Below are 26,839 nucleotides of genomic sequence, written 5' to 3' on the forward strand. Positions count from 1 at the left end.
TCCCCCCTGCCACCCCACCCGGCCCCCCCCCCGGCCCCCCCCCGGCCCCCCTCTTCGTCGGGGGGGGGGCCCCCGCCCCGGCGCCCGCCCCCCACTCGCCTACGTCGATCCCGCCGGGCGGGACGGTTCAGGACGCGCCGAGCGATCCCGCCATCATGCCGAGCCGGGTGAAGGAGGCGGACCCCAGGACGACGGTGGTCGCCCCGTCCTCGGTGCGGACGAGCGCGTCGTACCGCTCGCCCTCGTACTTGCGCCAGGTCGCACCGTCGACGGCCTGGGTGGCACCGGTGTCACGGGCGCCCCGGGTGACCCGCTCCACGAACGTGCGCGGCTTCTCGGTGGACTGCTCCACGGCCACGTACTTGTTGTCGGGCGAGCGGAAGCCGAGGTGCCAGTGGTGGGACTCGGAGCCCCGGTAGCGGACGGAGGTCGCCCGCCACTCGCCGTCCAGCCCCTTGGGGGCGGCCACCGGGTAGGGCGCCACACGCTGGGCCGTGACCAGCTCGACGCGGTAGTCGACCGGCTTCAGCACCGGGTCCTTGTCGCCGTCGTGCGGGAGGAACAACCAGATGAATCCCGCGAAGAGCACTGCCACCGAGAGGGACAGCATCATGTTCCGTACGCTCTGCTTGCCGAGTCGGCTCGTTCCTGCCACGCCTCCCATCGTCGCAGGTGCCCTTCCCGCCCCCGGCACCGGCCCCGCGGCGATGCCCCCGCCCGCAGGCCGCTCAAACGTGGCCCCCCCTGCTCATTGCTGCAACCTGCGGATAGAGTCGCATTACACCCTCATCCGGCCGTCGTCGTATCAGAAAGGTGCGTCTCGATGACCGAACATCATCAGTTGCCGACCGAACTCGAAGTGCCGTCCGAGGCCCCGGACCGCAACCTGGCCCTGGAACTCGTCCGGGTGACCGAGGCCGCCGCCATGGCCGCGGGCCGTTGGGTCGGGCGCGGCGACAAGATCGGCGCCGACGGCGCGGCCGTCCGGGCCATGCGGACCCTCGTCTCCACCGTCTCGATGAACGGCATCGTCGTCATCGGGGAGGGCGAGAAGGACGAGGCACCGATGCTCTTCAACGGGGAGCGCGTCGGAGACGGCACCGGCCCCGAGTGCGACATCGCCGTGGACCCGATCGACGGGACGTCCCTGACCGCCAAGGGCATGCCCAACGCGGTGGCGGTCCTCGCGGCGGCCGACCGGGGCGCCATGTTCGACCCGTCCGCCGTCTTCTACATGGACAAGCTGGTGACCGGCCCCGAGGCCGCGGACTACGTCGACATCGACGCCCCGGTCGCCGTGAACATCCGCCGGGTCGCCAAGGCCAAGCGCTCCTCGCCGGAGAACGTGACCGTCGTCATCCTCGACCGGCCGCGCCACGAGGGGGTCATCAAGGAGATCCGGGAGACCGGCGCCCGGATCAAGCTGATCTCCGACGGCGACGTGGCCGGTTCGGTGCTCGCCGTCCGCGAGGGCACCGGTGTCGACCTGCTGCTCGGCATCGGCGGCACCCCGGAGGGCATCATCTCGGCCTGCGCCATGAAGTGCCTGGGCGGCACGATCCAGGGCAAACTGTGGCCGAAGGACGACGAGGAGCGGGAGCGGGCGATCGCCGCCGGGCACGACCTCGACCGGGTGCTGCACACCGACGACCTGGTCTCCGGCGACAACGTGTTCTTCGTGGCGACCGGCATCACGGACGGCGAACTGCTGCGCGGGGTGCGCTACCGCTCCGAGACGGCGACCACCTCGTCCCTGGTGATGCGCTCCAAGTCCGGCACCATCCGTCAGATCGACTCGGAGCACCGGCTCGCGAAGCTGCGCGCGTACAGCGCCATCGACTTCGACCGCGCCAAGTAGCCCCCGTACCACCACGGCTGCGGCCGTGGACCCCGGTACGGCGACGGGGGTGCCCTGCTGTGCGGGAGGGCACCCCCGTCGGCGTACGCAGTCCGACGGGGCACCCGCGCGACGTGGCCGCCCCGCGCGTGGGAGCGGTCAGCCGGCCGCCGCGATGTGGTCCGTCGCGTGCGCCGCCTTCTTCAGCTCCACGTCCCGCCTGCGCCGACGGGCGAGCACCACCCTGCGCTCGGCGGCGGTCAGCCCGCCCCACACCCCGTAGGGCTCGGGCTGGAGCAGCGCGTGCTCCCGGCACTCGATCATCACCGGACAGCGGGCGCAGACCCCCTTGGCGGCCTCCTCGCGGGAGAGCCTGGCCGCGGTGGGTTCCTTGGACGGCGCGAAGAAGAGCCCCGCCTCGTCCCGGCGACAGACCGCTTCCGTGTGCCACGGGGAGTCCTGATCCCGATCCTGTGCTGGTAGCCGCTGTGGTGGAACGGCGGCGACCTGCAAGTTCTGATGCGGCGGATGCAGCACGATCTACTCCTGACGACGGCTTCGCAAGGGAGCGGCGATGGAGCAAGCCCTACCCGCTGTGCGTGCGCCTATGCACTGCGTTCCCGTACAGAGGTGTTCTCGGACAGGTACGGACCAGTGCCGGAGCCCTCGCGCGTCAGCCGGAGTCGTCGGACGTCAGAGGCCGAGGTGCTTGCGCACCCGGTCCCCCGGGCGGTCCTTCAGCGCGTCGACGATCCGGCGGCCCTTGCGGGCGGTGGCCTCGATGTTGCCGAGGACCGACCAGCCGTCCACGTGGACCACGGGCGCACCGGGTTCGGCCGAGTCGACGGTGTCCACCTCGAAGTTGCCGAGGATCCCGCCCCCGTTGCCGCGCAGCGAGACGTTCTCGGGGACGACGATCTCGACGCTCCCGAAGAGGCTGAACGCCTTGATCATGATGTGCGGGTGTTCGAAGACCGCCTCGCTCAGGTCGATCTCCACATTGCCGAAGATCGCGTAGGCGTGCGTGCGCGGGGAGACCCGCCAGCGGCCCCGGCGGCTACTGCTGCTGAACACGGCCACCAGGTTCTCCGGCGGCGCGAACGGCACCCCGCCGACCGGGGGCCGGGCGGGCACCTGCTGCGGGACCGGGCGCGGCGGGGCGAACTGGGCACCGGCCGGCAGGTCCTGGACGAACGGTGCCAGCTCGGCCACCGTCTTGGCGCTGTACACCCCCTCCACCCGCTCCGAGTGCTCCTCGGCGGTGAGGCGCCCCTCCGCGAGCGCCTCCCGGAGGATGTCCGCGACCCGGTCGCGGTCGGCGTCCGAGGCGCGGAGCCCCACGGGCTTCGACGGGGCCGGTTCCTGGGCTGTTGGGCGCTTTTCGAGGTCCACGAACCCAGATTACCCAGACGCGATAGATCGCGACTAGGGGCCGTGGCGGAAGCCGTACCTGCGAAGGGAGGGACGCGTCCACCCCGGGGCGGGTTGCCGGGGGCCGCGGATTACGCTGAACGGTGCGCCGCCGACGCCGGGGGCGCTCAGGGCCGCTGAGTTAAGGAATGGGCGTCATGCCAGAGTTTGCGTACTCCGATCTGCTTCCGCTGGGGGCGGACCACACGCCGTACCGCCTGGTGACCGCCGAGGGTGTCAGCACCTTCGAGGCGGACGGGCGCACGTTCCTGAAGGTGGAGCCCGAGGCGCTGCGCAAGCTCGCCGCCGAGGCGATCCACGACATCCAGCACTACCTGCGGCCGGCGCACCTCGCCCAGCTGCGGCGGATCATCGACGACCCGGACGCCTCCGGCAACGACAAGTTCGTCGCCCTGGACCTGCTGAAGAACGCGAACATCGCCGCCGCCGGGGTGCTCCCGATGTGCCAGGACACCGGCACGGCGATCGTCATGGGCAAGCGCGGGCAGAACGTCCTCACCGAGGGCGGCGACGAAGAGGCGCTGTCGCGCGGCATCTACGACGCGTACACCGAGCTGAACCTGCGCTATTCGCAGATGGCCCCGCTCACCATGTGGGACGAGAAGAACACCGGCTCCAACCTGCCCGCGCAGATCGAGCTGTACGCCACCGACGGCGGTGCGTACAAGTTCCTGTTCATGGCCAAGGGCGGCGGCTCGGCCAACAAGTCGTTCCTGTACCAGGAGACGAAGGCCGTCCTCAACGAGACCTCCATGATGAAGTTCCTGGAGGAGAAGATCCGCTCCCTGGGCACGGCCGCGTGCCCGCCCTACCACCTGGCGATCGTGGTCGGCGGCACCTCGGCCGAGTTCGCGCTGAAGACCGCCAAGTACGCCTCCGCGCACTACCTGGACGCCCTGCCCACCGAGGGCTCCCCGCTCGGCCACGGCTTCCGCGACGAGGAGCTGGAGGAGAAGGTCTTCGAACTGACCCAGCGGATCGGGATCGGTGCGCAGTTCGGCGGCAAGTACTTCTGCCACGACGTGCGCGTGGTGCGGCTGCCGCGGCACGGCGCCTCGCTGCCGGTCGCCATCGCCGTGTCCTGTTCGGCCGACCGCCAGGCCGTCGCGAAGATCACTGCGGAAGGCGTGTTCCTGGAGCAGTTGGAGACCGACCCGGCGCGGTTCCTGCCCGACACCACCGAGGCCCACCTGGCCGAGTCGGGCGACGTCGTCCGGATCGACCTCAACCAGCCGATGGACGACATCCTCGCCGAGCTGACCAAGTACCCGGTCAAGACCCGGCTGTCGCTGTCCGGGCCGCTGGTCGTCGCGCGGGACATCGCCCACGCGAAGATCAAGGAACGGCTGGACGCGGGCGAGGGCGTGCCGCAGTACCTCAAGGACCACCCGGTCTACTACGCCGGTCCCGCGAAGACCCCCGAGGGCTACGCCTCCGGCTCCTTCGGCCCCACCACGGCGGGCCGCATGGACAGCTACGTGGAGCAGTTCCAGGCCGCGGGCGGTTCCAAGGTCATGCTGGCCAAGGGCAACCGTTCCCAGCAGGTCACGGACGCGTGCGGGGCGCACGGCGGCTTCTACCTCGGTTCCATCGGCGGCCCGGCCGCCCGGCTCGCCCAGGACTGCATCAAGAAGGTCGAGGTGGTGGAGTACGAGGAGCTGGGCATGGAGGCCGTCTGGCGGATCGAGGTCGAGGACTTCCCGGCGTTCATCGTGGTGGACGACAAGGGCAACGACTTCTTCAAGGACCCGGCCCCCGCCCCCACCTTCACCTCCATCCCGGTACGGGGCCCGGGCCTGGGCTGACCGCTGCGCCGGACCGCGCGTCCCCCGTGGGGCGTGGGACGGACGGGAAAGTCGGGTCGGCGGGGAATAGGTGGGGCGGAGCCGTCCGCTCACCAAGGCGGGGACCCCGAGCACCGACCCGACGCACCGGCCCGACCCACGGACCGGCCCACCCAGGAGGCCAGACGAGATGGCGACCGCTCACGACGACCGCACCGGCACCACCACGGGAGACGACTACCGGGTGGAACACGACTCGATGGGCGAGGTGCGGGTGCCGGCCCACGCGAAGTGGCGCGCCCAGACCCAGCGGGCGGTGGAGAACTTCCCGATCTCCGGGCAGCGTCTGGAGCGCGCCCACATCGAGGCCCTGGCCCGGATCAAGGGCGCCGCGGCGAAGGTCAACGCCGAGCTGGGCGTGGTGGACCGGGACGTCGCCGAGGCGATCGTCGCGGCGGCTTCGGAGGTCGCCGAGGGCCGCTGGGACGCACACTTCCCGGTGGACGTGTTCCAGACGGGTTCGGGGACCTCGTCCAACATGAACACCAACGAGGTGCTGGCGACCCTCGCCAGCGAGCGGCTGGGGCATGAGGTGCACCCCAACGACCACGTGAACGCCTCGCAGTCGTCCAACGACGTGTTCCCGTCCTCGATCCACATCGCGGCGACCGCGGCCATCACCCGGAACCTGGTCCCCGCCCTGGAGCACCTGGCCGCCTCGCTGGAGCGCAAGGCGGAGGAGTTCGCGGACGTCGTGAAGTCCGGGCGGACCCATCTGATGGACGCGACCCCGGTCACCCTCGGCCAGGAGTTCGCCGGGTACGCGGCGCAGGTCCGCTACGGGGTGGAGCGGCTGCGCTCCTCGTTGCCGCGGCTGGCGGAGCTGCCGCTGGGCGGGACCGCCGTGGGCACCGGGATCAACACCCCGCCCGGGTTCTCGGCGGCCGTGATCGCCGAGGTCGCCGCGGACACCGGGCTGCCGCTGACCGAGGCCCGGGACCACTTCGAGGCGCAGGGCGCCCGGGACGGGATCGTGGAGACCAGTGGACAGCTGCGGACGATCGCGGTCGGGCTGACGAAGATCGCCAACGATCTGCGGTGGATGGCGAGCGGACCGCGCACCGGGCTCGCGGAGATCGAGCTGCCGGACCTCCAGCCCGGGTCGTCGATCATGCCGGGCAAGGTGAACCCGGTGGTGCCGGAGGCGGTGCTGATGGTCGCCGCGCAGGTCATCGGCAACGACACCACGATCACGGTGGCCGGGTCCTCGGGGAACTTCGAGCTGAACGTGATGCTGCCGGTGATCGGCAAGAACGTGCTGGAGTCCATCCGGCTGCTGTCCAACGCCTCGCGGCTGCTCGCCGACCGCACGGTGGACGGGATCACCGCGAACCGGGAACGGGCCCGGGAGTACGCGGAGTCCTCGCCCTCGGTGGTGACGCCGCTGAACAAGTACATCGGGTACGAGGAGGCCGCGAAGGTCGCCAAGCGGGCGCTGGCCGAGCGCCGGACGATCCGCGAGGTGGTGCTGGAGGGCGGGTACGTGGACCGGGGGGACCTGACCGTGGAACAGCTCGACGCCGCGCTGGACGTCCTGCGCATGACCCGCCCCTGACCTGCGTGACGCCCGGCCCGGGGCACCCCGGAGCCGGGCGCCGGGTCCCTCACACGCGTGACCGGGGCCGTCGGTGGGCCACCGGGATGACGTATTCGGCGCGTCGCCCGGCCCGGGAACCTACTATCTGGGCATGACGGGCGAAGACGGGGTGCGCGGATCGTGGGACGCGGGGGACCAGATCCTGTGGCGGTACCGGGCGAACGGCGGCGACGGGTTCCACATCTGCCGTCCGGTGACCGTCGTCCGGGACGCCCCGGACCTCCTCGCCGTGTGGATGGCCCCGGGCACCGAGTGCGTGCGCCCGGTCCTCGCCGACGGCACCCCGCCGCACGAGGAGCCGCTGGCGACCCGCTACACCAAGCCCCGTACCGTCCGGCGCGACCGCTGGGCGGGCACCGGCGTGCTGAAGCTGGCCCGCCCCGGCGAGCCGTGGTCGGTGTGGCTGTTCTGGCACCCCGACTGGCGGTTCAAGAACTGGTACGTGAACCTGGAGGAACCACGTGTCCGCTGGGACGGCGGGGTGGACTCGGAGGACCACTTCCTGGACATCTCCGTGCAGCCCGACCGCAGCTGGCGGTGGCACGACGAGGACGAGTTCGCGCAGGCGCAGCGGGCCGGGCTGATGGCCCCGCGGCAGGCGCGCCGGGTACGGGAGGCGGGAGACGCGGCGGTCGAGGCGATCAGGGCGTGGGGGGCACCGTTCCGGGACGGTTGGCCGGCGTGGCGGCCCGATCCGGTATGGCCGATTCCGGCCTTGCCCGAGGACTGGGATCGTACGCCCGCGCATGTGTCCTCATGAGACCCTTGATGCGCCCCCGTGGGTCAACCGTAGGATCGTCCTCCACAAGGGCGCACAGCAGCAACTCCTTGGGCTTGCGCGAGGTCTGACCGGATGTCATCGAGGGGTGGCCAGAACGTGAGCGAGCGCGACGAGGCGTACGCGGCCTACGAGGGACCGGACGAGGGTGCTCCCGACCGTTCGGGCCAGGCGGAGGCGTTCGACGCCATCGGTGGGCGTTACGACGAGGCCTTCCCCCACAAGGAGGGGCAGGTCACTGCGGTGTCCCGGCTGCTGGCCGAGCTGCCGCCGGGTTCACGGGTGCTGGACGTGGGGTGCGGCACCGGGATTCCCACCGCCCGCCAGCTGGTGGACGCCGGACACTCGGTCCTCGGGGTCGACCTCTCCGAGGGCATGCTGGAACTCGCCCGCACGAACGTGCCCGAGGCGGAGTTCCAGCAGCGTGATCTGGCCACGCTGCGCGTCGCCGGGCCCGACGGCTTGGGCCACTTCGACGGGATCACGTGCTTCTTCACACTGTTGATGCTGCCCCGATCCGAAATACCCTATGCGTTGCGGCAGTTCCACCAGCTGCTGAAGCCCGGCGGAGTCCTGGCGATGTCCATGGTGGAAGCTGACCTGGATGATGCGGAGATCCCGTTCATGAGCCACTTCATCCGGGTGTCCGGCTTCCTGCGGGAAGAGCTGTCCCAGGTGGTACGGGAGGCCGGGTTCGAGATCACTGACGAGGACCTGCTTTCGTACGCGCCCTCGCGGGCGGACGCACCACCCGAGCACCAACTGTTCCTCAACTGCCGACGCACCTGATCACCGTGTGCCGCGCGGACGGCTCCGGCACCTCCCGGTGACCGCCTGGCCGCACGGTGCGCAGCCCCGGACGGACGGATTCGACACGCGTGACGGAGCATCCCCTCCCCCCTGAGGGCCGCCAGTACGGCACGGCCGGTCCTCCCGCTGCCCCCGTGGACCCCCGCGGGGCGCTGCTGCGTGCCCAGACGTCCCCGGAGGCGAGCGCTCCCGGGACGACGTCCGCGATGCCGTCCCAGCCCCGCCCCGGCGGGGCGCGCGGCGGCGCCGACGCGGAGTCCGGCACCGAGCACGCCCAGCCCGGAGCCGACGGTTCGGCCGCCCACCGTGCCCGGCCGGCCCCGGACGAGGGCCCGGCGGGGCACGACGGCGTCCGCACGGACGGCCAGGAGACCCACGGCGAGAGTCCCGGTGACACCCGCAGCGACCCGGAGGGCCCCACGGAACACGGACAGAGCGCGACGCGTCAGAGCGACGGCGGCCCCTCGTCCGCGGAGAGTCCCGGGCCGCCCGACGGCGTCGAGCGGCGGGGCGCGGGGACCGCGGCGGGTGTCCAGCCCGGGATGACCCACATGCGGCGGGACGGCGACCGGCTGCGCTTCGTGGGCGCCGCCACCCGGCGGATCGCCCGCGGCCTCGACCTGGACGAGATCGTGATGGGGCTGTGCCGGGCGACCGTGCCGACCTTCTCGGACGCGATCCTCGTCTACCTGCGCGATCCGCTGCCCGTCGGTGACGAACGGCCGATGGGCCCGGTGGTGCTGCGGCTGCGGCGCACCGACCGGATTCCCGAGGAGCGGGACACCGAGATGGGCGGCTCGCTGCCGGCCCTCCAGCTCGACCTGGACGCCACCGGGACGACCGAACTGTGCACGGTGCGGCCCGGCGGGGCGCTCGCCGAGGTGTTGCGCGGGGTGCGGCCGGTGTTCGCGGAGGACGCCCTGGACGCCCTGCCGGAGCTGCTCGGGGAGACCCGTACGGTGCCGGGCGGGCGGCACACGATCCTGGCGCCGTTGCGCGGGCGCCGCCGGGTGATCGGCGCGGCGATCTTCCTGCGCCGTCCGGACCGGGTGTCGTTCGACAGCGAGGACCTGTTGGTGGCGGCGCAGCTCGCGACGCACAGTGCGCTGGGCATCGACAAGGCCGTGCTGTACGGGCGCGAGGCGTACATCGCGGACGAGTTGCAGCGCACCATGCTGCCGGAGACCCTGCCCCGGCCGACCGGGGTGCGGCTGGCGTCGCGGTACCTGCCGGCGGCCGAGACGGCGCGGGTCGGTGGTGACTGGTACGACGCGATCCCGCTGCCCGGCAGCCGGGTCGCCCTGGTCGTGGGCGACGTCATGGGCCATTCGATGACCTCGGCCGCGATCATGGGTCAGCTGCGGACCACGGCGCAGACCCTCGCCGGTCTCGACCTGCCGCCGCAGGAGGTCCTGCACCACCTGGACGAGCAGGCGCAGCGGCTCGGACACGACCGGATGGCGACCTGCCTGTACGCGGTGTACGACCCGGTATCGCACCGGATCACCATCGCCAACGCGGGCCATCCGCCGCCGGTGCTGCTGCACCTGGGCGGCCGGGCGGAGGTGCTGCGGGTGCCGGCGGGCGCGCCGATCGGGGTCGGCGGCGTCGACTTCGAGGCGGTGGAGCTCGATGCTCCGGCCGGGGCGACGCTGTTGTTGTACACGGACGGTCTCGTCGAGTCGCGGCTGCGGGACGTGGTGGCCGGGATCGAGCAGTTGCGGGCCCGGTTGGCGGCCACCGCGCAGCTCACCGGCCCGGACCATCCGCCGCCCTTGGAAGCCCTGTGCGACGAGGTCCTGGACATGCTGGGGCCGGGCGACCGGGACGACGACATCGCCCTGTTGGCGGCCCGCTTCGACGGGATCGCCCCGAGCGATGTGGCGTACTGGTTCCTGGAACCGGACGAGAAGGCCCCGAGCCGCGCCCGGCGCCTGGCCCGGGTGGCCTTGGCCCGGTGGGGTCTGGAGGAACTGTCGGACTCGGTGGAGCTGCTGGTCAGCGAGGTCGTGACCAATGCGGTGCGGTACGCGTCTCGGCCGGTGACGTTGCGGCTGCTGCGGACGGACGTGCTGCGCTGCGAGGTGGGCGACGACGTCCCGCAGCTGCCGCGGCTGCGGCAGGCGCGGGCGACCGACGAGGGCGGTCGGGGGCTGTACCTGGTGAACAAGTTGGCGCGGCGCTGGGGCGCCACCCGGCTCAGTACGGGCAAGGTCGTGTGGTTCGAGCTGAACCGGAACCCGGGCCCGCAGGCGTAGGTCCGGTGCGGGGACGGCACCCCGCACCGGCACGCACCGGCACGTGTCGGGCGGCCAAATGTTGCCGACCTCCTGTCGGCGGAGTTGACTGGCGTGGTGGACGAAGCGACCACGCCCCGGGGGACATCCCCCGTGTCCCCCGGCTCCCCCTCATGCATGGGAGGACGCTCGTGACCGAGGCACCGGATTCCGCCCCGTACACGACGAACAACGCCGGCATCCCCGTGGAGAGCGACGAGCACTCGCTGACCGTCGGCTCGAACGGGCCGGTCCTGCTCCAGGACCACTATCTGATCGAGAAGATGGCCCAGTTCAACCGGGAGCGGGTCCCGGAGCGGGTGGTGCACGCCAAGGGCAGCGGCGCGTACGGCTTCTTCGAGGTCACCAATGACGTCAGCCAGTTCACCAAGGCGGACCTCTTCCAGCCGGGTCGGCGCACCGAGATGTTGGCGCGGTTCTCGACGGTCGCCGGTGAGCAGGGCTCCCCCGACACCTGGCGGGACCCGCGCGGATTCGCGTTGAAGTTCTACACCGACCACGGCAACTACGACCTGGTCGGCAACAACACCCCGGTGTTCTTCGTGCGGGACGCGCAGAAGTTCCAGGACTTCATCCGCTCCCAGAAGCGCCATCCGCGCACCGGTCTGCGCAACAACGACATGCAGTGGGACTTCTGGACGCTGTCCCCGGAGACCGCGCACCAGGTGACCTGGTTGATGGGCGACCGGGGCGTCCCCAAGTCGTACCGCTTCATGAACGGCTACGGCTCGCACACGTACATGTGGGTGAACGGGGGCGGCGAGCGGTTCTGGATCAAGTACCACCTCAAGACCGACCAGGGCATCGACTTCCTCACCCAGGCGGACGCCGACGCGTTGGCGGGCACCGACGCGGACCTGCACCGCCGGGACCTGTACGAGTCGATCGAGGCGGGCGATCCGCCGTCCTGGACGATGTACGTGCAGATCATGCCGTTCGCGGACGCGCCGGACTACCGTTTCAACCCGTTCGACCTGACGAAGGTGTGGCCGCACGGCGACTACCCGCTCGTCGAGGTGGGCCGGATGACCTTGAACCGGAATCCGGAGGACTACTTCGTCCACATCGAGCAGGCCGCCTTCGAGCCGTCGAACCTGGTGCCGGGGATCGGCCCGTCGCCGGACAAGATGCTGCTGGGCCGGCTGTTCTCGTACCCGGACACCCACCGGTACCGGATCGGACCGAACTACGCGCAGCTCCCGCCGAACCGGCCGCACTCGGTGGTCGGCTCGTACGCGAAGGACGGCCCGATGCGGTACGACCCCGCGAACGTGGCGGCGCCCTACGCGCCCAACTCGTACGGCGGTCCGGCGGCGGACACCGCACGGTTCGGGGAGATCGCCGGCTGGGAGTCGGCCGGCGAGATGGTCCGCGAGGCGTACGCACTGCACCGGGAGGACGACGACTGGGGTCAGGCCGGGACCCTGGTGCGGCAGGTCCTCGACGACGCGGCGCGGGACCGGCTGGTCTCCAACGTCAGCGGGCACCTGTCGGCCGGGGTGAGCCGTCCGGTCCTCGACCGGGCGGTCCAGTACTGGCGCAACATCGACAAGGCGCTCGGTGACCGGATCGCCGCGAACGTCAACGGCGGCTGACCGCCGCAGCCACGGTCCGGGCGCCGTACCCCCGCGGGGTGCGGCGCCCGCACCCCGCGGGGGTACGGCGGATCAGCCCTCGTCGGGCGCGCCGAGCGCGGGGGGTTGTTCGGCGGACTGGCTGGCGGAGGCGCTGGGGCTGGTCGAGGTGCTCGGCTCCGGGGTCTCCTCGCCGTCGCCCGGGTCGGGGCTCTGGCTGGTGGTCGGTGGCGGGGTGTTGGTCTCGGGGTCGGTCGGGGGCGTGGACGCCTCGGTGCTGGGGCTCGCCGGTTCCTTGGTCTCGCGGTCCGGCTCCGGGGAGGTGGAGGCGGACGAGGCGGGGGCGGACGGCGGCTCGGAGGACGGGGAGTCGCTCGGCTCGGCGGGCGGGGAGACGGCCGCGCCCTGGTCCGTTTCGAGGTCGAACTCGCTGGGAGCGCCCATCGCTTCGAAGGTGTAGGCGGCCCAGATCCTGGCGGGGAAGCCACCGCCGCTGACCCTGCCCCCGCCCACCGCGCCCTTGAGGCTGGTCTGCGAGCCGCGGGCGACCTTCTTGCCGTCCTCGCCCTTGCGGTCCTTGGCCGCCTCGCCGAACAGGCCGACGGAGGTGACCAGGTCGGGGGTGTAGCCGGAGAACCAGGCGGAGCGGTTCTCGTCGGAGGTGCCGGTCTTGCCGGCCACGTCCTGCCGGGGGTCGCGGACGGCGCGGCCGGTGCCGTCGTCGACCACTCCGGTGAGCACCGAGGTCACGGCGTCGGCGGTGGAGCGTTCGACGACCTGGCCGCCGACCGGGTCGGGGAGGTCGACCGCGCGGTCCTTGTGGCTGGCGGACTTGAGGACGGCGGGCTTCACCTTCTTGCCGTGGTTGTCCAGGGTCGCGTACACCCCGGCCATCTCCAGGGGGCTGGCGCCCATGGTCCCGAGGGTCTGTGCGGGCACCGCCTCCAGGCCCTTGACGTCCATGCCGAGCAGGCCGGCCGTGCGCATCACGTCGTCCATGCCGACGTCGACGCCCATCTGCGCGAAGACGGAGTTCACCGACTTGTTCATGGCCTTCTGGACGGTGACGTCGCCGTAGTCGACGTCGTCCTCGTTGGGCGGGGCGAACGCGACGTCGCTGCCCACGACGGGGCGTCTGCTGTCGCCGTCGTAGACGGTCTTGGCGGAGATCTCCTCGCCGTCCTGGGTCTCGGCGTCGTTCTCCAGCGCGGCGGCGTAGATCAGCGGCTTGAAGGTGGAGGCGGGCTGGTAGTCGCGGCGGGTCGCGTTGTTGGTGAAGTGCTTGACGTAGTCGACCCCGCCGTACATGGCGAGGACGGCCCCGCTCTTCGGGTCGACGGACACGGCGCCCGCCTGGACGTCGCCGTCGACGGTGCGTTCCTTCGGGTCGAGCTTGCTGGTGAGTTCGTCCTTGACGGCCTTCTCCAGCAGGGCCTGCTTCTTCTTGTCGATGTTCAGGGTGAACGTCCAGCCGCCGGCCTGGACCAGCGTCTCGGCCTGCGACTGGGTCATGCCCTCGCGGACGAACTGCTGCTCCAGCTCGCGCTTGGCGGCCTCCACCAGGTAGCCGGCCTGGCCGCTCATCCCGGGCGCGGGGCGCGGCTCCTTCGGCACCGGGAACTTCAGCGCCCGGCGGTCGGCCTGCTCCAACCAGCCCTTCTCGACCATGTTGTCGAGGGCCTTGTTCCAGCGCTCGGTGACCAGTCGCTTGCCCCGGTCGGAGGCGGCGGCCCAGTCGTACTGACTGGGGGCCTGGAGGAGGGCGGCGAGGTAGGCGCCCTGCGCGACGTCGAGGTCCTCGGCGTCCACCCGGTAGTACGCCTGCGCGGCTGCCTGGATGCCGTAGGCGCTGCGGCCGTAGTAGCTGGTGTTGATGTACCCCGCGAGGATGTCCTCCTTGGACTTCTCGCGGTCGACCTTCAACGAGATGACCAGTTCCTTCAGCTTGCGGCTGACGGTCTGGTCCTGGGTGAGGTAGTAGTTCTTGACGTACTGCTGGGTGATCGTCGAACCGCCCTGCTTGCCCTTGCCGGCCAGGGTGTTGAGCACTCCTCGGGTGGTGCCCTTGAGGTCGACGCCCTTGTCCGAGTAGAAGGACTTGTTCTCGATCGCGACGAAGGTGCGCTGGACGTCCTCCGGCACCTTGGCGAGGTCGACTATCTCCCGGTTGATGTCACCGGTGCGGGCCAGGATCGTGCCGTCGCGGTACTTGTAGATGTTGCTCTGTCGCTTGGCGTCGGCGTTGCCCTCGGGGACGTCGACCACCATGTACAGGATGACGAAGCCGAGCATGCCGAGCAGGATGACGCCGAAGAAGGTGCCGAGCAGCTTCCGCCAGGTGAGGAACCTGCGTATGCCGGTGCGACCCCCGCTGGTCGAACGTCCGCGCCGCGCACGCCGCCCGGCACGCTGCCGGGCCCGTCGTTCCTCCGCTCGCCCCATGGGTCCGCTCGCTCCGATTCGTCTCGTCTGTCTCGTACGTACTGCTCGTCTTGTTTGCTGCGCTGTGCACCGGTCACGTACCCGCGGTCAGCTCTGCAAGCTAACACCGCACCTCGGGACAGACTCCGGCAGATCAGTCGATTTGCTGACGTGACAATGAGCACCCGCCCCCCAGGAACCGACCGCCGAGGGGTGCGGAAGGTTGCCGTTCGGGTTAAAGTGATATCACTTTGCTAGAGCGGCGCCGGGCGGGCGGGACGTCCAGCCTCGGCCCATCGAAGAAACGGGGGGCACCCATGCCCAAGGAGCACCAGGGACCGGGTACGGAGCATCAGGTCACCGACGGCGGCGCGGGCACCGCGCGTCGGAGCACGGAGCCGGGCGAACTGCCCGAGATGCCGGCACCGCGGGTCACCGAATTCCCGGCCCACAGCGTCGGCGGCGGACGCGCCCTGCTGTTCGGGCTCGCCGGGGTGCTGGTGGGCGCCGGCCTGATCGTCCTCGGGGCGGTCAGCGGGAACGGCGCCGCCCTGGCGACCGGGCTGGCCTGCGGCATCACCCTGACGACCCTCTCGGCGATCGCGATGAGCGGGCTCAACATGGTCGCGCCCGGCGAGGCCCGGGTCGTCCAGCTCTTCGGCCGCTACCGGGGCACGATCCGCACCGACGGACTGCGCTGGGTCAACCCGCTGACCACCCGACAGAAGATCTCCACCCGGGTGCGCAACCACGAGACCGCCGTACTCAAGGTCAACGACGCCTACGGAAACCCGATCGAACTGGCGGCCGTCGTGGTGTGGCGGGTCGAGGACACCGCACAGGCCACCTTCGAGGTCGACGACTTCCTGGAGTTCGTCGCCACCCAGACCGAGGCGGCCGTGCGGCACATCGCCATCGAATACCCGTACGACGCGCACGACGAGAACGGGCTCTCGCTGCGCGGCAACGCCGAGGAGATCACCGAGAAGCTGGGCGTCGAACTGTACGCACGGGTCGAGGCCGCCGGGGTGCAGATCATCGAGTCGCGGTTCACCCACCTCGCCTACGCCCCCGAGATCGCCTCGGCGATGCTCCAGCGCCAGCAGGCCGGCGCGGTCGTCGCGGCCCGCCGGCTGATCGTCGACGGGGCCGTGGGCATGGTCGAGGCCGCGATCGAGCGGATCACCGAACGGGACCTCGTGGAGCTGGACCAGGAGCGCAAGGCCGTCATGGTCTCCAACCTGCTGGTCGTGCTCTGTGGCGAGCGGGCAGCCCAGCCGGTGCTCAACACGGGATCGCTGTACCAGTGACCCCCGACGACCGGGACCCCGCCGAGGGCGACGCCCCGGAGCAGCCCCCCGCCCCGCGCCGGAAGGCCGCCGCCCCGCGCAAGCAGGTGCTGCTGCGCCTCGACCCCCTGGTCTACGAGGCGCTCGCCCGGTGGGCCGGCGCGGAGCTGCGCAGCGCCAACGCGCAGATCGAGTTCCTGTTGCGCAAGGCGCTGAAGGAGGCCGACAGGCTCCCCAGGTCCGCGGGTCCGATCGCTCGACGAGGGCGACCGCCCGGCTCCTCGGACGCCCCCGGCGACTAGCACCACAGAATTGTGACAATCGGCTCTGACCTGGGAGAACACCACCCCGAAGCACCAGGGCACCGGATCTATACACACCACGTATACACGGCATGTATACGTGGTGCGTATAGTTCTCGGCATGTCCATCGGTCACACATTGCTGGGACTCCTGGAGTCCGGCCCCCGCCACGGGTACGACCTCAAGCGGGCCTTCGACGAAAAGTTCGGGCAGGACCGCCCGCTCCACTACGGCCAGGTCTACTCGACCATGTCCCGCCTCCTGAAGAACGGTCTCGTCGAGGTCGACGGGATAGAGGCGGGGGAGGGTCCCGAGCGCAAGCGGTACGCAATCACCGAAGCGGGCGTCACCGACGTCCAGCGCTGGCTCGCCAGCCCCGAGAAGCCGGAGCCGTACCTCCAGTCGACCCTGTACACCAAGGTCGTCCTCGCGCTGCTCACCCGCCGCAACGCCGGCGACGTCCTCGACACACAGCGCGCGGAACACCTGCGAATGATGCGCATCCTCACCGACCGCAAGCGTCGGGGGGACCTCGCGGACCAGCTCATCTGCGACCACGCCCTGTTCCACCTCGAAGCCGATCTGCGCTGGCTGGAACTGACCGCCGCGCGCCTCGACAAGCTCGCCCAGGAGGTGCGCCCATGACCCCCGCCGGTTCCCTGCTGACCGCGACGGACCTGCGCAAGACGTACGGTCCGACCCCCGCACTCGACGGCGCCCACTTCTCGATCCACCCCGGTGAGGTGGTGGCCGTGATGGGCCCCTCCGGATCGGGCAAGTCGACGCTGCTGCACTGCCTGGCCGGAATCGTCACCCCGGACTCGGGCTCCATCCAGTACCAGGGCCGCGAGCTGAGCTCCATGTCCGACGCCCAGCGCAGCGCCCTGCGCCGCTCCGAGTTCGGTTTCGTGTTCCAGTTCGGACAGCTCGTGCCCGAGCTGACCTGCGTGGAGAACGTGGCGCTGCCGCTGCGGCTGAGCGGGGTCGCCCGCAAGCCGGCCGAGGCCGCCGCGATCGACTGGATGCGCCGCCTCGAAGTGGACGACCTCAGCGGCAAACGGCCCGGCGAGGTCTCCGGCGGCCAGGGCCAGCGGGTCGCCGTGGCCCGCTCGCTCGTCACCGGACCGCGGGTGCTGTTCGCGGACGAGCCGACCGGCGCCCTCGACTCCCTCAACGGCGAGCGGGTGATGGAACTGCTGACGGACGCGGCCCGGTCCACCAACGCGGCCGTCGTCCTGGTCACCCACGAGGCACGCGTCGCCGCCTACTCCGACCGTGAGGTCGTCGTGCGCGACGGCAAGTCACGCGACATGGAGCGGGCCATATGACGGCCACCGACACCCGGCCCGCACGTCCTCGGGCCGCCGGCGGCCCGCCCCGGCCCGCCGCGGGCGGCACGAGCGTGCTGCGCGATCTGGCGATGGGCATGCGCTTCGCCCTCACCGGCGGACGCGAGTCCTGGGTGCGCACCGTGCTCACCGCCGTCGGCGTCGGACTCGGCGTCAGCCTGTTGCTGCTGGCCAGCTCGGTGCCGGACGCCATGGCCAAGCGCGACGCCCGCTCCACCGCCCGCTCGGACTTCGCGACCTCGGACGAAACCCGGCCCCAGGACAACACGCTCCTGCTGGCGATGGCCAACACGGACTTCCGCGAGGGTGACGTCCGCGGTCGGCTCCTCCAGCCGGAGGGCCCGAACGCGCCGCTGCCCCCGGGGCTGAGCGCCTTCCCCGCCCCCGGCGAGATGGCCGTCTCACCCGCGCTGCGCGAACTGCTGGAGTCCCCCGAAGGCAAGCTGCTGCGCGAGCGCATCCCGTACGAGATCACCGCCACCGTGGACCGGTCCGGCCTGATCGGCCCGCACGAACTCGCCTACTACGCCGGCTCCAAGGACCTCGACGAGGCCGAGGCCAGCCACCTGGTGGTGCGGCTCGACTCGTTCGGCACGCCGCCCACCCCGGAACCGCTCGACCCGGTCCTGATGCTGCTGGTCCTGATCATCCTCGTGGTGCTGCTGATGCCCGTGGCGGTGTTCGTCGCCGCCGCCGTCCGCTTCGGCGGCGAGCGCCGGGACCGCAGGCTCGCCGCACTGCGCCTGGTCGGAGCCGACTCCCGGATGATCCGCAGGATCGCCGCCGGCGAGGCCGTCGCGGGCGCCCTGCTGGGGCTCGTCGTCGGCGCCGGACTGTTCCTCGCCGGACGTCAGCTCGCCGCCCGGATGTCCGTCCAGGACATGTCCGTCTTCCCCGAAGACCTCACGCCCACGCCGCTGCTGGCCGCACTGGTCGTCATCGCCGTGCCGCTCGCCGCCATCGGGGTGACCCTGCTGGCGCTGCGCGGAGTGGTCATCGAGCCGCTGGGCGTGATGCGCGCCGCGCTCCCCCGCCCGCGACGGCTGCTCTGGCGACTGCTGCTGCCCCTCGTCGGCCTGCTGATCCTCGTCCCCCAGATCTGGACGGGCAGCGGCGACTACTTCAACACCTACATGGTGGTCTTCGGCACGGTCCTGCTGCTCTTCGGCGTCACGGCCCTGCTGCCCTGGGTGGTCGAGGCCGTGGTGGCCCGCATCGCCCGGGGACCGGTGGCCTGGCAGCTCGCCACCCGCAGGCTCCAGCTCAGCAGCGGAACGGCGGCCCGGATGGTCAACGGCATCGCCGTGGCCGTCGCCGGCGCCATCGCGCTCCAGATGCTGTTCGCCGGGGTCGACGAGGACTACGCGCAGGACAGCGGCCACAACCTCCAGCGCGCCCAGATGGAACTGACCTTCCCCAGCACGGTGTCCTTCGACCGGGCGCAGCAGGCCGTGGACTCCACCACCGGGGTCCGGAGCACCGTGGGGATCAGCACCGCCTGGGCCTCGCACCGGCCGATCGACCCCAACGACTCCCTGATGGAGGTGGCCGTCGGTGACTGCGCGGCGCTGCGCGAGGTGGCGAAGCTCCCCTCGTGCCGCGACGGCGACGTCTTCCGCGTGCACTCCGACACCGATCAGGGCAAGGAGACCCTGGCCCGTGCCAAGCCGGGCGCCACGATATTCGTGGACCCGCCCTCCGCCGAGGTCAAGGCCGCCGACGCGAAGTGGCGCCTGCCCGAGGAGCTGAAGAAGGCCGAACCGGCCCTCGATCCCCTCGGTTACGAGCGGGACGGCATCCTCGCGACACCCGGCGCGTTCCCCGAGAGCCTCAGGCCGGTGCTGCACAGCCGGATGTTCGTCCAGATCGACAAGGGAACACCGGACGCGATGGAGCACGTCCGCACGACGGCGGCCAAGCTCAGCCCGTTCGCCGGGGCCATGACCTACTACCTGCTCAAGGAGTCCAACCAGTTCGCGAGCATCCGCACGGGCCTGTTCGTCGGGGCGACCTGTGTGCTGCTGCTGATCGGGGCGAGCCTGCTGGTCTCGCAGATCGAACAGCTCCGCGAGCGCAAGAAGCTGCTGGCCGTCCTGGTCGCCTTCGGCACCCGGCGCCGGACGCTGGCCTGGTCGGTGCTGTGGCAGACGGCGGTCCCGGTGGCGCTGGGACTGGTCCTGGCCGTGTTCTTCGGACTGGTGCTGGGCATGGTGCTGCTGCTCATGGTCCAGCAACCGCTCTCCATCGCCTGGTCGAGCATCGGTGCGATGACCGGGGTCTCGGCGGGGGTCGTCCTGCTGGTGACCGCACTGTCCATGCCGGCGCTGATCAAGCTGATGCGCCCGGAGGGCCTGCGCACCGAGTAGCCGTCACGGGCCCGTGCACGACGGGGGGGGTGCCCCCGGCCGTTCGAAGCCGAACGGTCGGGGGCACCCCCCCGTCGTGCGTCCTACGCGGGTGGGTCCAGCAGCCGCACGGGCAGGGCGGTGAGGCTGCTGCGCAGGGCGGCGGCCAGCGCCGCGTACTCCGCGGAGCGGGCGGCCCCGGCGCGCATGGCGAGGGCGACCCGACGGCTGGGTGCGGGCGCCGCGAAGCATCCGGTGACGAGCCGTCCGTCCCGTGCGGTCTCCACGTCCACCGCGGTCCTCGGCAGCAGGGTCACGCCGAGTCCCCCGGCGACCAACTGGACCAGGGTGGGCAGTCCGGCCGCGGTCATCGAGACGGGGCCCTCCTCGCGTCCGGCGTCCCGGCAGACGTCGAGCGCCTGGTCCCGCAGGCAGTGACCCTCGTCCAGGAGCAGCAGGTCGAGTTCGCGCAGCACGTCGCGCGAGATGCCCTCGCGTCCGCCCAGGGCGTGGCCGCGCGGGGCGACGAGCACGAAGTCCTCGTCGAAGAGGGGCAGCTCGGTGACCCCGGGCACGCCGAGCGGCACGGCGATCAGCAGCAGGTCCAGCCGGCCGGCGGCGAGTCCGTCCAGCAGGGACGCGGTCTGTTCCTCGTGCACCTGGAGGTCCAGCTCCGGGTAGGTGTCGTGGGTGAGGCGGAGCACCGCCGGCAGGAGGTAGGGCGCCACGGTGGGGATGACGCCGAGCCGTAGCGTTCCGGTGAACGGGGCGCGGACGGCCGCGGCCTCCTCCAGCAGTTCGCCGACCGCGTCCAGCACCTTCCTGGCCCGGACGGCGAGCCGTTCCCCGGCGGGCGACAGCAGCACCTTGCGGGTGGTCCGCTCCAGCAGCCGTACCCCCAGGGTCTCCTCCAGCGCGGACACCGCTCCGGACAGCGCGGGCTGGCTCATGCCGATCGCCGCCGCGGCGTCCCGGAAGTGGAGGTGCTCGGCGACCGCCGCGAACGCCCGGAGCTGGGCGATGCTCGGCTGCTTGGCCCGGCCCGCCACGCCGGTGCCCCGACCGGTCCCCGTCTTCGCCGCCACTGGTACGTTCCTTCCGATCTGCCATCACGCGATCCGAACCGGTCCCGCTCGGTCCGCCCCGATCCGATCCGGGCTCGCTGCGAACACTTCCCCGATCCTGCCCGGACCTGGCCGTTCCCCCAGATGTACCACCCGGCCGCATTGATCGGCGAATCGGATCACACTGACCGCACTGATCGATTTCACCGGCGGTCGCGCTGTGTGACAGGGTGGATTTGTCCAACCCCTCACGCACCATGGAGTAGCACTGTGCTCACCGTCGGCGACCAGTTTCCCCCGTACGACCTGACCGCCTGCGTCTCCCTGGAGACCGGCAAGGAGTTCGCCCAGGTCGACCACAAGACCTACGAGGGCAAGTGGCGCGTGGTGTTCTTCTGGCCGAAGGACTTCACGTTCGTCTGCCCGACCGAGATCGCCGCGTTCGGCAAGCTGAACGACGAGTTCGCCGACCGTGACGCGCAGATCCTGGGCGCCTCCGGTGACTCCGAGTTCGTGCACCACGCCTGGCGCAAGGACCACGCCGACCTGCGCGACCTGCCCTTCCCGATGCTCGCCGACTCCAAGCACGAGCTGATGCGGGACTGCGGCGTCGAGGGCGAGGACGGCTTCGCGCAGCGCGCCGTGTTCATCGTCGACCCGAACAACGAGATCCAGTTCACCATGGTGACCGCGGGCTCCGTCGGCCGTAACCCCAAGGAGGTCCTGCGGGTCCTCGACGCGCTCCAGACGGACGAGCTGTGCCCGTGCAACTGGAGCAAGGGCGAGACCACCCTGGACCCCGTCGCGCTGCTGGCCGGTGAATGACCGTGGCCCTCGATGAACTGAAGTCCGCGATACCGGACTACGCCAAGGACCTGCGGCTGAACCTCGGTTCGGTGATCGGCAACAGCGACCTCCCGCAGCAGCAGCTGTGGGGCACGGTCCTGGCCTGCGCGATCGCCTCCCGCTCGCCGATCGTGCTGCGCGAGCTGGAGCCGGTGGCGAAGGAGAACCTCTCCCCCGAGGCGTACACCGCCGCCAAGTCCGCCGCCGCGATCATGGCGATGAACAACGTCTTCTACCGCACCCGGCACCTGCTGTCGGACCCGGAGTACGGCACGCTGCGCGCCGGTCTGCGGATGAACGTCATCGGCAACCCCGGTGTCGAGAAGACCGACTTCGAGCTGTGGTCCCTCGCGGTCTCCGCGATCAACGGCTGCGGCCAGTGCCTCGACTCGCACGAGCAGGTGCTGCGCGGGGCCGGCGTCGAGCGCGGGGTGATCCAGGAGGCGTTCAAGATCGCCTCGGTGATCCAGGCCGTGGGCGTCACGCTGGACTCGGAGGCCGTGCTCGCCGGCTGAGCGAGCACATTGCTCCCCGCACCACGGGGAAGGGGTCCGTACCTGCCGTACGGGCCCCTTCCGCGTATCCGGTTACCCGAACCGGGCCCGCCCGGAGCGGGTCAGAGCGGGTCAGGCCGGGTGTTACTCGCCCGTGCCGCCGTTCGGCGCCTTCGTACCAGTGGCACCGGTGGCTCGTTCGCCGTCCGGCCGGCCCGGTGCCGCGCCCGGGCCCTCCCCGGCGGACTCGGCGGCCGGCCGGGAGGCCGCCGGAACCACCGGTGCGACACCGAGGGCCGTCGCCCCGTGCGGCGCGGGCGAGCCGCGCAACGCGTACCCGCGGGAGTACGCCCGCAGATATCCGACGACGGTGTTGGTGACCGCGACCAGCGGCACCGCGACGACCGCGCCGCCGATCCCGGCGACCAGCCCGCCCGTCGCCACCGAGAGCACCACGGCCAGCGGATGGACCCGCACGGCCCGGCCCAGGATGAACGGCTGGAGCACGTGCCCCTCGATCTGCTGCACCGCGAGCACCACCGCGAGGGTCATGACCGCGGTGAACACCCCCTGGGTGACCAGGGCGACGACCACCGCGAGCGCCCCCGACACCACCGCGCCGATCAACGGGATGAACGCGAACAGGAAGATGAACACCGCGAGCGGCACCGCCATCGGCACCCCGAGGAAGTAGATCCCCAGGCCGATGAAGACCGCGTCGATCAGCGCCACCAACACCGTGCCCCGCACATAGGCGGTGAGGGTCCGCCAGGCGCGCGGCCCGGCACCGGCGATGCCCTCCCGGGCGGCTCCCGGCACCAGCCGCAGCAGCCACTCCCAGATCCGCCGGCCGTCGTACAGCAGGAACAGCGTGGAGAACATCGTCAGCAGGATGCCGGTCAGCGCCTCCACGAGGACCGTGACGCCCTCCAGGCCCGCGGAGGTGATGGAGTCGGTGTTCGCGCCCACCGCGTCCCGCAGGGTTCCCGCGATGTCGTTGATCTGATCCTCGGTCACATGGAACGGGCTGTTGAGGAGCCACTTGCGCAACTCCTCGATGCCGTCCTGGACCTGGTCGGAGAGGTGGTCGATGTTCTCCATCACCTGCCACACCACGAACCAGCCGACCAGCCCGAGGAGGACGAAGCCAAGGACCGCGGTGAGCACGGTCGCGAGCCCCCGGGGCACCCCGTGGCGCTTCAACTTCGCCACGGTCGGCTGGAGCAGGGCGGTGATGAGCAGCGCGGCGACGAAGGCGAGGATGACGAGTTGCACGGCGCTGATGACCCGCATCAACACCCACACCGCGCCGGCGAGGACCAGCAGCCGCCACCCCGCCTCGGCGGCGACCCGCAGGCCCCAGGGCACGGCCTGTGCCGGATCGGGCCGCGCGGTGACGGCGGGCAGATAGGTGACGGGGGTCGACGGACCGGCCGCCGGGTCACCGGCCGGCGCCGCGGGGGCCGCTGACCTGCCGTCACCGGTGGTGGCGGGCCCGCTGCCGCCCGGTGCGCCGGACCCGTCGGGCGCGTCGGGGTCGTCCCGCCGTTGCGCTGCGTCGCGTCGGGCCTCCCACCGCGCGCCGAGACCGGTCAGCCCGGCTCCCCACCGGCCCAACCAGCCTGGCACTCGCGACATGACCCGTACCTTTTCCCGCCGTCCGCCGTGCTTCTCGCGCCCGGCACGTACCCCGCGTGCACGTCCGTCGTTGCGTACGTTGCGCACCGCTCCCCCCGGGTGTCCCCGGAGCCCGCCCAACGGTACATGCCACGGGCCCCTCACCGAAGGACGGCGAGGGGCCCGGAAAGGTTGAACCGCGATCGACGCGGGGCGGGCTTCAGTACCAGCGGTTGGCCTGCCAGAAGTCCCAGGCGCCACAGGGGCTGCCGTAGCGGCCCTCCATGTAGCTGAGGCCCCACTTGATCTGGGTGGCGGGGTTGGTCTGCCAGTCCGCACCCGCGGAGATCATCTTCGAGGCGGGCAGCGCCTGGAAGAGCCCGTACGCGCCCGAGGAGGGGTTGACGGCCTTGTAGTTCCAGTCGGACTCGTGGTCCACGATGTTGCTGAAGCACTGGAACTGGTCGGCAGGGACCACCGCACGGGCCATCGCCTGGATCTCGGCGATGGTGTACGAGCCCTTGGCGGTGGTCGGGAGGCTGCCGGTGCCGGAGGCGGTGCGCGTGTCGGACCGACTCGCCTTCTCCTGCTTCTCCTTGGCCTCCTTCTCGGCGCGCTCCTTGGCTTCCTTCTCGGCCTTCGCCTCGGCCGCGGCGCGCTCCTTGGCGTCCTTGGCCGACTTCTGCTTGGCGACGGCGTCCTTGGCGGCCTGGACGCGGGCCGTCTCCTCGGCGGTCTTCTTCGCGGAGGAGTCAGCGGCGATCGCCTGGGCGTCCGCCTGCTGCGTCAGCGAGGAGGTCATGACCTGGGCCTGCTGGCCCGAGGGGATGTCCGCGAGGAGCGTCGAGTCGCTCGCCGTCGCCTCGAAGTCGTTCGAGGACTCCTGCGGGGTGCCCGAGGCGACACCGACGACGGCGCCGACTGTGGTGACCGCGGTGGCGGAGGCCACAGCGAATCCCCGGACGGAGATCCGGCTCACACGTTTTCCTTCCAGCATCGCCCGCACGGGTGACCCTCACGGACGCGATCGTGCCCTTGGCACTGGCCTCCGATACTGCGGGGTCACGGGAGGCACGGGCCCGGTGGACAACTCCCGCGACGGGAGCGCCCGGTGGTACTCGGGCGGCATACGACGGGCTCTATGAAGTTCGGTGTACGGCAGTGTGCCACGGCGCCGGTGGTGCTCTGGCGACCGGAAGGCGGCACGGTGTGTCGTATGCGGGGCCTGACAGGACTGAGACTCTGCCGCAGCCGCACACCGCAAGGCAATTCCGGGTTGAGTGGGATAGATCACACCTGGCACGACTCGGGCCTTTGTTCCGAACTCCCCCACCACGGGCCGCCGCCCGGCTAGGCTCTCGTGCCCTTTCGGCTACGAGTCCCCACCGGGCGGCACCCAACACCCCCTCGAAAGGGGGCCAATCAGGACCAGCTCCCCTACAGGTGTCCGTCCTCCAACATCTCGGTCACCAACGCGGCGATCTGGGAACGCTCCGAACGGGTGAGCGTCACATGTGCGAAGAGCGGATGTCCTTTCAGTTTCTCCACGACGGCGACCACCCCGTCGTACCGGCCGACGCGCAGGTTGTCCCGCTGCGCCACGTCATGGGTGAGCACCACCCGGGAGTTCGCCCCGATCCGGGACAACACCGTCAGCAGGACGTTGCGCTCCAGCGACTGGGCCTCGTCCACGATGACGAACGCGTCGTGCAGCGAACGGCCCCGGATGTGGGTGAGCGGCAGCACCTCCAGCATCCCCCGCGCGGTGATCTCCTCGATCACCTCACGGCTCGTCACCGCCGACAGCGTGTCGAACACCGCCTGCGCCCACGGGCTCATCTTCTCGGCCTCGGAACCCGGCAGATAGCCCAGCTCCTGCCCGCCCACCGCGTACAGCGGCCGGAAGACCATCACCTTCTGGTGCTGGCGGCGCTCCAACACCGCCTCCAGACCCGCGCACAGCGCCAGTGCCGACTTGCCGGTACCCGCCCGGCCGCCCATCGACACGATGCCCACGTCCGGATCGAGCAGCAGGTCCAGCGCGATGCGCTGCTCCGCGCTGCGCCCCTTGATCCCGAACGCCTCGCGGTCCCCGCGCACCAACTGCACCCGGCCGTCCGCGGCGACCCGGCCGAGCGCCTTGCCCCGCTCCGACTGGATGCGCAGCCCGGTGTGCACCGGCATCTGGGCGGCCTCGGGCACGAACAGGCCGTCCCCCTCGAAGAGCAGGTCGACCTGTTCGGCGGAGAGCGACAGCTCGGCCATCCCGGTCCACCCGGAGTCGGTGATGGCCAACTCCGCCCGGTACTCCTCGGCGAGCAGGCCCACCGAGGACGCCTTGATGCGCAGCGGCAGGTCCTTGGAGACGACCGTGACGTCGTACCCCTCGGCCTGGAGGTTGCGGGCCACGGCGAGGATGCGCGAGTCGTTGTCGCCGAGTCGGTACCCCGCCGGGAGGACCCCCGGATCGGAGTGGTTCAACTCGACGCGCAGCGTGCCGCCCAACTCCCCCACCGGGAGCGGGGCGTCCAGTCGGCCGTACCGGACGCGGTAGTCGTCCAGCAGCCGCAGGGCCTGCCGGGCGAAGTACCCCAGTTCCGGATGGTGGCGCTTGGCCTCCAGTTCCGTCACGACGACGACCGGCAGGACGACTTCGTGCTCGTCGAAACGGCTCATCGCGTTCGGGTCGGCCAGCAGGACGCTGGTGTCGAGGACGTAGGTGCGCCGGTCTGGCGTACGGCGCTTTGAGCTGGTCACCACGGAAGGACGTACCCCCTCGGATGAGGTCGGGGAGCGCCGGGGCAGTGGAACGCCCCCTGCGACACCCCACGGGGAAGGAACGAACCGGGTTCGGGCCGCGGGGCGCGGGCCGGACGCCGGCCCTCCGCCTCGTCCGTACGGTACGTACGGTGCACCTGGTGCAAAGAGCCTCCCGGGCGGGCG

At 71.3% G+C, this 26,839-nt stretch carries 22 protein-coding genes; 14 read left to right on the forward strand and 8 right to left on the reverse strand.

What is annotated here, in order from left to right; genetic code table 11:
* Positions 1–127 precede the first annotated feature (127 nt).
* A complete protein-coding gene (locus ACFV88_RS04820) occupies positions 128–664 on the reverse strand; it encodes a DUF4245 domain-containing protein (RefSeq protein WP_385486062.1) in 537 nt (178 codons plus the stop codon).
* A gap of 159 nt (positions 665–823) precedes the next feature.
* On the opposite strand from ACFV88_RS04820, the gene glpX reads away from it, so the two are divergent.
* A complete protein-coding gene (glpX, locus tag ACFV88_RS04825) occupies positions 824–1,858 on the forward strand; it encodes a class II fructose-bisphosphatase (protein WP_385486064.1) in 1,035 nt (344 codons plus the stop codon).
* A gap of 138 nt (positions 1,859–1,996) precedes the next feature.
* Here glpX and ACFV88_RS04830 read toward each other — a convergent pair whose 3' ends face one another.
* Both ACFV88_RS04830 and ACFV88_RS04835 read right to left on the reverse strand, forming a co-directional pair.
* A complete protein-coding gene (locus ACFV88_RS04830; RefSeq protein ID WP_385486066.1) occupies positions 1,997–2,374 on the reverse strand; it encodes a WhiB family transcriptional regulator in 378 nt (125 codons plus the stop codon).
* Positions 2,375–2,530: 156 nt separating this feature from the next.
* Positions 2,531–3,229 (reverse strand): DUF1707 domain-containing protein, encoded by a 699-nt coding sequence (locus ACFV88_RS04835; protein WP_385486068.1) that lies wholly within the window; start codon positions 3,227–3,229, stop codon positions 2,531–2,533.
* 167 nt (positions 3,230–3,396) lie between these two features.
* Here ACFV88_RS04835 and ACFV88_RS04840 point away from each other — a divergent pair, with 167 nt between their 5' ends.
* The 6 genes from ACFV88_RS04840 (at position 3,397) to ACFV88_RS04865 (ending at position 12,189) form a co-directional block, all read left to right on the forward strand.
* Positions 3,397–5,073 (forward strand): fumarate hydratase, encoded by a 1,677-nt coding sequence (locus ACFV88_RS04840; protein WP_385486070.1) that lies wholly within the window; start codon positions 3,397–3,399, stop codon positions 5,071–5,073.
* Positions 5,074–5,242: 169 nt separating this feature from the next.
* Positions 5,243–6,667 carry a class II fumarate hydratase gene (locus ACFV88_RS04845; RefSeq protein ID WP_385486072.1) on the forward strand — a complete coding sequence of 475 codons (1,425 nt, stop codon included), beginning with the start codon at positions 5,243–5,245 and terminating at the stop codon, positions 6,665–6,667.
* Between the two features lie 133 nt (positions 6,668–6,800).
* Complete coding sequence (locus ACFV88_RS04850) at positions 6,801–7,469, forward strand: DUF402 domain-containing protein (protein WP_385486074.1); 669 nt, start codon at positions 6,801–6,803, stop codon at positions 7,467–7,469.
* Positions 7,470–7,562: 93 nt separating this feature from the next.
* Positions 7,563–8,276 (forward strand): class I SAM-dependent DNA methyltransferase, encoded by a 714-nt coding sequence (locus ACFV88_RS04855; protein ID WP_385486076.1) that lies wholly within the window; start codon positions 7,563–7,565, stop codon positions 8,274–8,276.
* 89 nt (positions 8,277–8,365) lie between these two features.
* Positions 8,366–10,555 carry a SpoIIE family protein phosphatase gene (locus ACFV88_RS04860; RefSeq protein WP_385486078.1) on the forward strand — a complete coding sequence of 730 codons (2,190 nt, stop codon included), beginning with the start codon at positions 8,366–8,368 and terminating at the stop codon, positions 10,553–10,555.
* Between the two features lie 152 nt (positions 10,556–10,707).
* The gene (locus ACFV88_RS04865) at positions 10,708–12,189 is read left to right on the forward strand and encodes a catalase (RefSeq protein WP_385486080.1); all 1,482 of its coding nucleotides are present in this window, start codon (positions 10,708–10,710) and stop codon (positions 12,187–12,189) included.
* A 72-nt stretch (positions 12,190–12,261) separates the two neighbouring features.
* Here the strand turns inward: ACFV88_RS04865 and ACFV88_RS04870 are convergent, their stop codons facing one another.
* Positions 12,262–14,610, reverse strand: coding sequence for a transglycosylase domain-containing protein (locus tag ACFV88_RS04870; RefSeq protein WP_385486082.1), 2,349 nt, complete (start codon positions 14,608–14,610; stop codon positions 12,262–12,264).
* A 395-nt stretch (positions 14,611–15,005) separates the two neighbouring features.
* Here ACFV88_RS04870 and ACFV88_RS04875 point away from each other — a divergent pair, with 395 nt between their 5' ends.
* The 5 genes from ACFV88_RS04875 (at position 15,006) to ACFV88_RS04895 (ending at position 19,896) form a co-directional block, all read left to right on the forward strand.
* Entirely contained in the window at positions 15,006–15,899 is an 894-nt protein-coding gene (locus ACFV88_RS04875; protein ID WP_385486720.1) for an SPFH domain-containing protein, read from the forward strand.
* Positions 15,896–16,180 (forward strand): hypothetical protein, encoded by a 285-nt coding sequence (locus ACFV88_RS04880; protein ID WP_385486084.1) that lies wholly within the window; start codon positions 15,896–15,898, stop codon positions 16,178–16,180. Before ACFV88_RS04875 ends, ACFV88_RS04880 begins: the two co-directional genes overlap by 4 nt.
* 121 nt (positions 16,181–16,301) lie before the next feature.
* The gene (locus ACFV88_RS04885; RefSeq protein ID WP_385486086.1) at positions 16,302–16,826 is read left to right on the forward strand and encodes a PadR family transcriptional regulator; all 525 of its coding nucleotides are present in this window, start codon (positions 16,302–16,304) and stop codon (positions 16,824–16,826) included.
* Complete coding sequence (locus tag ACFV88_RS04890; protein WP_385486088.1) at positions 16,823–17,509, forward strand: ABC transporter ATP-binding protein; 687 nt, start codon at positions 16,823–16,825, stop codon at positions 17,507–17,509. The genes ACFV88_RS04885 and ACFV88_RS04890 overlap by 4 nt, the downstream gene beginning before the upstream one ends.
* On the forward strand, positions 17,506–19,896 hold the full coding sequence (locus ACFV88_RS04895) for an FtsX-like permease family protein (RefSeq protein WP_385486090.1): 2,391 nt from the start codon (positions 17,506–17,508) through the stop codon (positions 19,894–19,896). Before ACFV88_RS04890 ends, ACFV88_RS04895 begins: the two co-directional genes overlap by 4 nt.
* An 83-nt stretch (positions 19,897–19,979) precedes the next feature.
* Here ACFV88_RS04895 and ACFV88_RS04900 read toward each other — a convergent pair whose 3' ends face one another.
* Positions 19,980–20,960 carry a hydrogen peroxide-inducible genes activator gene (locus ACFV88_RS04900; protein ID WP_385486092.1) on the reverse strand — a complete coding sequence of 327 codons (981 nt, stop codon included), beginning with the start codon at positions 20,958–20,960 and terminating at the stop codon, positions 19,980–19,982.
* Between the two features lie 249 nt (positions 20,961–21,209).
* On the opposite strand from ACFV88_RS04900, the gene ACFV88_RS04905 reads away from it, so the two are divergent.
* Together ACFV88_RS04905 and ACFV88_RS04910 are read left to right on the forward strand one after the other, a co-directional pair.
* A complete protein-coding gene (locus ACFV88_RS04905) occupies positions 21,210–21,764 on the forward strand; it encodes a peroxiredoxin (RefSeq protein WP_385486094.1) in 555 nt (184 codons plus the stop codon).
* Between the two features lie 2 nt (positions 21,765–21,766).
* Positions 21,767–22,300 carry an alkyl hydroperoxide reductase gene (locus tag ACFV88_RS04910; protein ID WP_385486096.1) on the forward strand — a complete coding sequence of 178 codons (534 nt, stop codon included), beginning with the start codon at positions 21,767–21,769 and terminating at the stop codon, positions 22,298–22,300.
* A 123-nt stretch (positions 22,301–22,423) separates the two neighbouring features.
* Here ACFV88_RS04910 and ACFV88_RS04915 read toward each other — a convergent pair whose 3' ends face one another.
* The 3 genes from ACFV88_RS04915 to ACFV88_RS04925 all read right to left on the reverse strand — a co-directional run bounded on the left by ACFV88_RS04915 (position 22,424) and on the right by ACFV88_RS04925 (position 26,656).
* Positions 22,424–23,917 carry an AI-2E family transporter gene (locus ACFV88_RS04915; protein WP_385486098.1) on the reverse strand — a complete coding sequence of 498 codons (1,494 nt, stop codon included), beginning with the start codon at positions 23,915–23,917 and terminating at the stop codon, positions 22,424–22,426.
* A 199-nt stretch (positions 23,918–24,116) separates the two neighbouring features.
* The gene (locus ACFV88_RS04920) at positions 24,117–24,875 is read right to left on the reverse strand and encodes a transglycosylase SLT domain-containing protein (RefSeq protein WP_385486100.1); all 759 of its coding nucleotides are present in this window, start codon (positions 24,873–24,875) and stop codon (positions 24,117–24,119) included.
* A 458-nt stretch (positions 24,876–25,333) separates the two neighbouring features.
* Positions 25,334–26,656 (reverse strand): PhoH family protein, encoded by a 1,323-nt coding sequence (locus tag ACFV88_RS04925; RefSeq protein WP_385486102.1) that lies wholly within the window; start codon positions 26,654–26,656, stop codon positions 25,334–25,336.
* Positions 26,657–26,839: the final 183 nt, after the last annotated feature.

The sequence above is a fragment of the Streptomyces sp. NPDC059816 genome (assembly GCF_042732055.1).
Taxonomy (GTDB): Bacteria; Actinomycetota; Actinomycetes; order Streptomycetales; family Streptomycetaceae; genus Streptomyces.

Bases quoted from the DNA above. Each gene is read 5' to 3' on its own strand.
- ACFV88_RS04820 (WP_385486062.1), bottom strand. From the start codon at position 664: ATGGGAGGCGTGGCAGGAACGAGCCGACTCGGCAAGCAGAGCGTACGG.
- glpX (WP_385486064.1), top strand. From the start codon at position 824: ATGACCGAACATCATCAGTTGCCGACCGAACTCGAAGTGCCGTCCGAG.
- ACFV88_RS04840 (WP_385486070.1), top strand. From the start codon at position 3,397: ATGGGCGTCATGCCAGAGTTTGCGTACTCCGATCTGCTTCCGCTGGGG.
- ACFV88_RS04845 (WP_385486072.1), top strand. From the start codon at position 5,243: ATGGCGACCGCTCACGACGACCGCACCGGCACCACCACGGGAGACGAC.
- ACFV88_RS04850 (WP_385486074.1), top strand. From the start codon at position 6,801: ATGACGGGCGAAGACGGGGTGCGCGGATCGTGGGACGCGGGGGACCAG.
- ACFV88_RS04855 (WP_385486076.1), top strand. From the start codon at position 7,563: ATGTCATCGAGGGGTGGCCAGAACGTGAGCGAGCGCGACGAGGCGTAC.
- ACFV88_RS04865 (WP_385486080.1), top strand. From the start codon at position 10,708: ATGCATGGGAGGACGCTCGTGACCGAGGCACCGGATTCCGCCCCGTAC.
- ACFV88_RS04870 (WP_385486082.1), bottom strand. From the start codon at position 14,610: ATGGGGCGAGCGGAGGAACGACGGGCCCGGCAGCGTGCCGGGCGGCGT.
- ACFV88_RS04875 (WP_385486720.1), top strand. From the start codon at position 15,006: ATGCCGGCACCGCGGGTCACCGAATTCCCGGCCCACAGCGTCGGCGGC.
- ACFV88_RS04885 (WP_385486086.1), top strand. From the start codon at position 16,302: ATGTCCATCGGTCACACATTGCTGGGACTCCTGGAGTCCGGCCCCCGC.
- ACFV88_RS04890 (WP_385486088.1), top strand. From the start codon at position 16,823: ATGACCCCCGCCGGTTCCCTGCTGACCGCGACGGACCTGCGCAAGACG.
- ACFV88_RS04895 (WP_385486090.1), top strand. From the start codon at position 17,506: ATGACGGCCACCGACACCCGGCCCGCACGTCCTCGGGCCGCCGGCGGC.
- ACFV88_RS04915 (WP_385486098.1), bottom strand. From the start codon at position 23,917: ATGTCGCGAGTGCCAGGCTGGTTGGGCCGGTGGGGAGCCGGGCTGACC.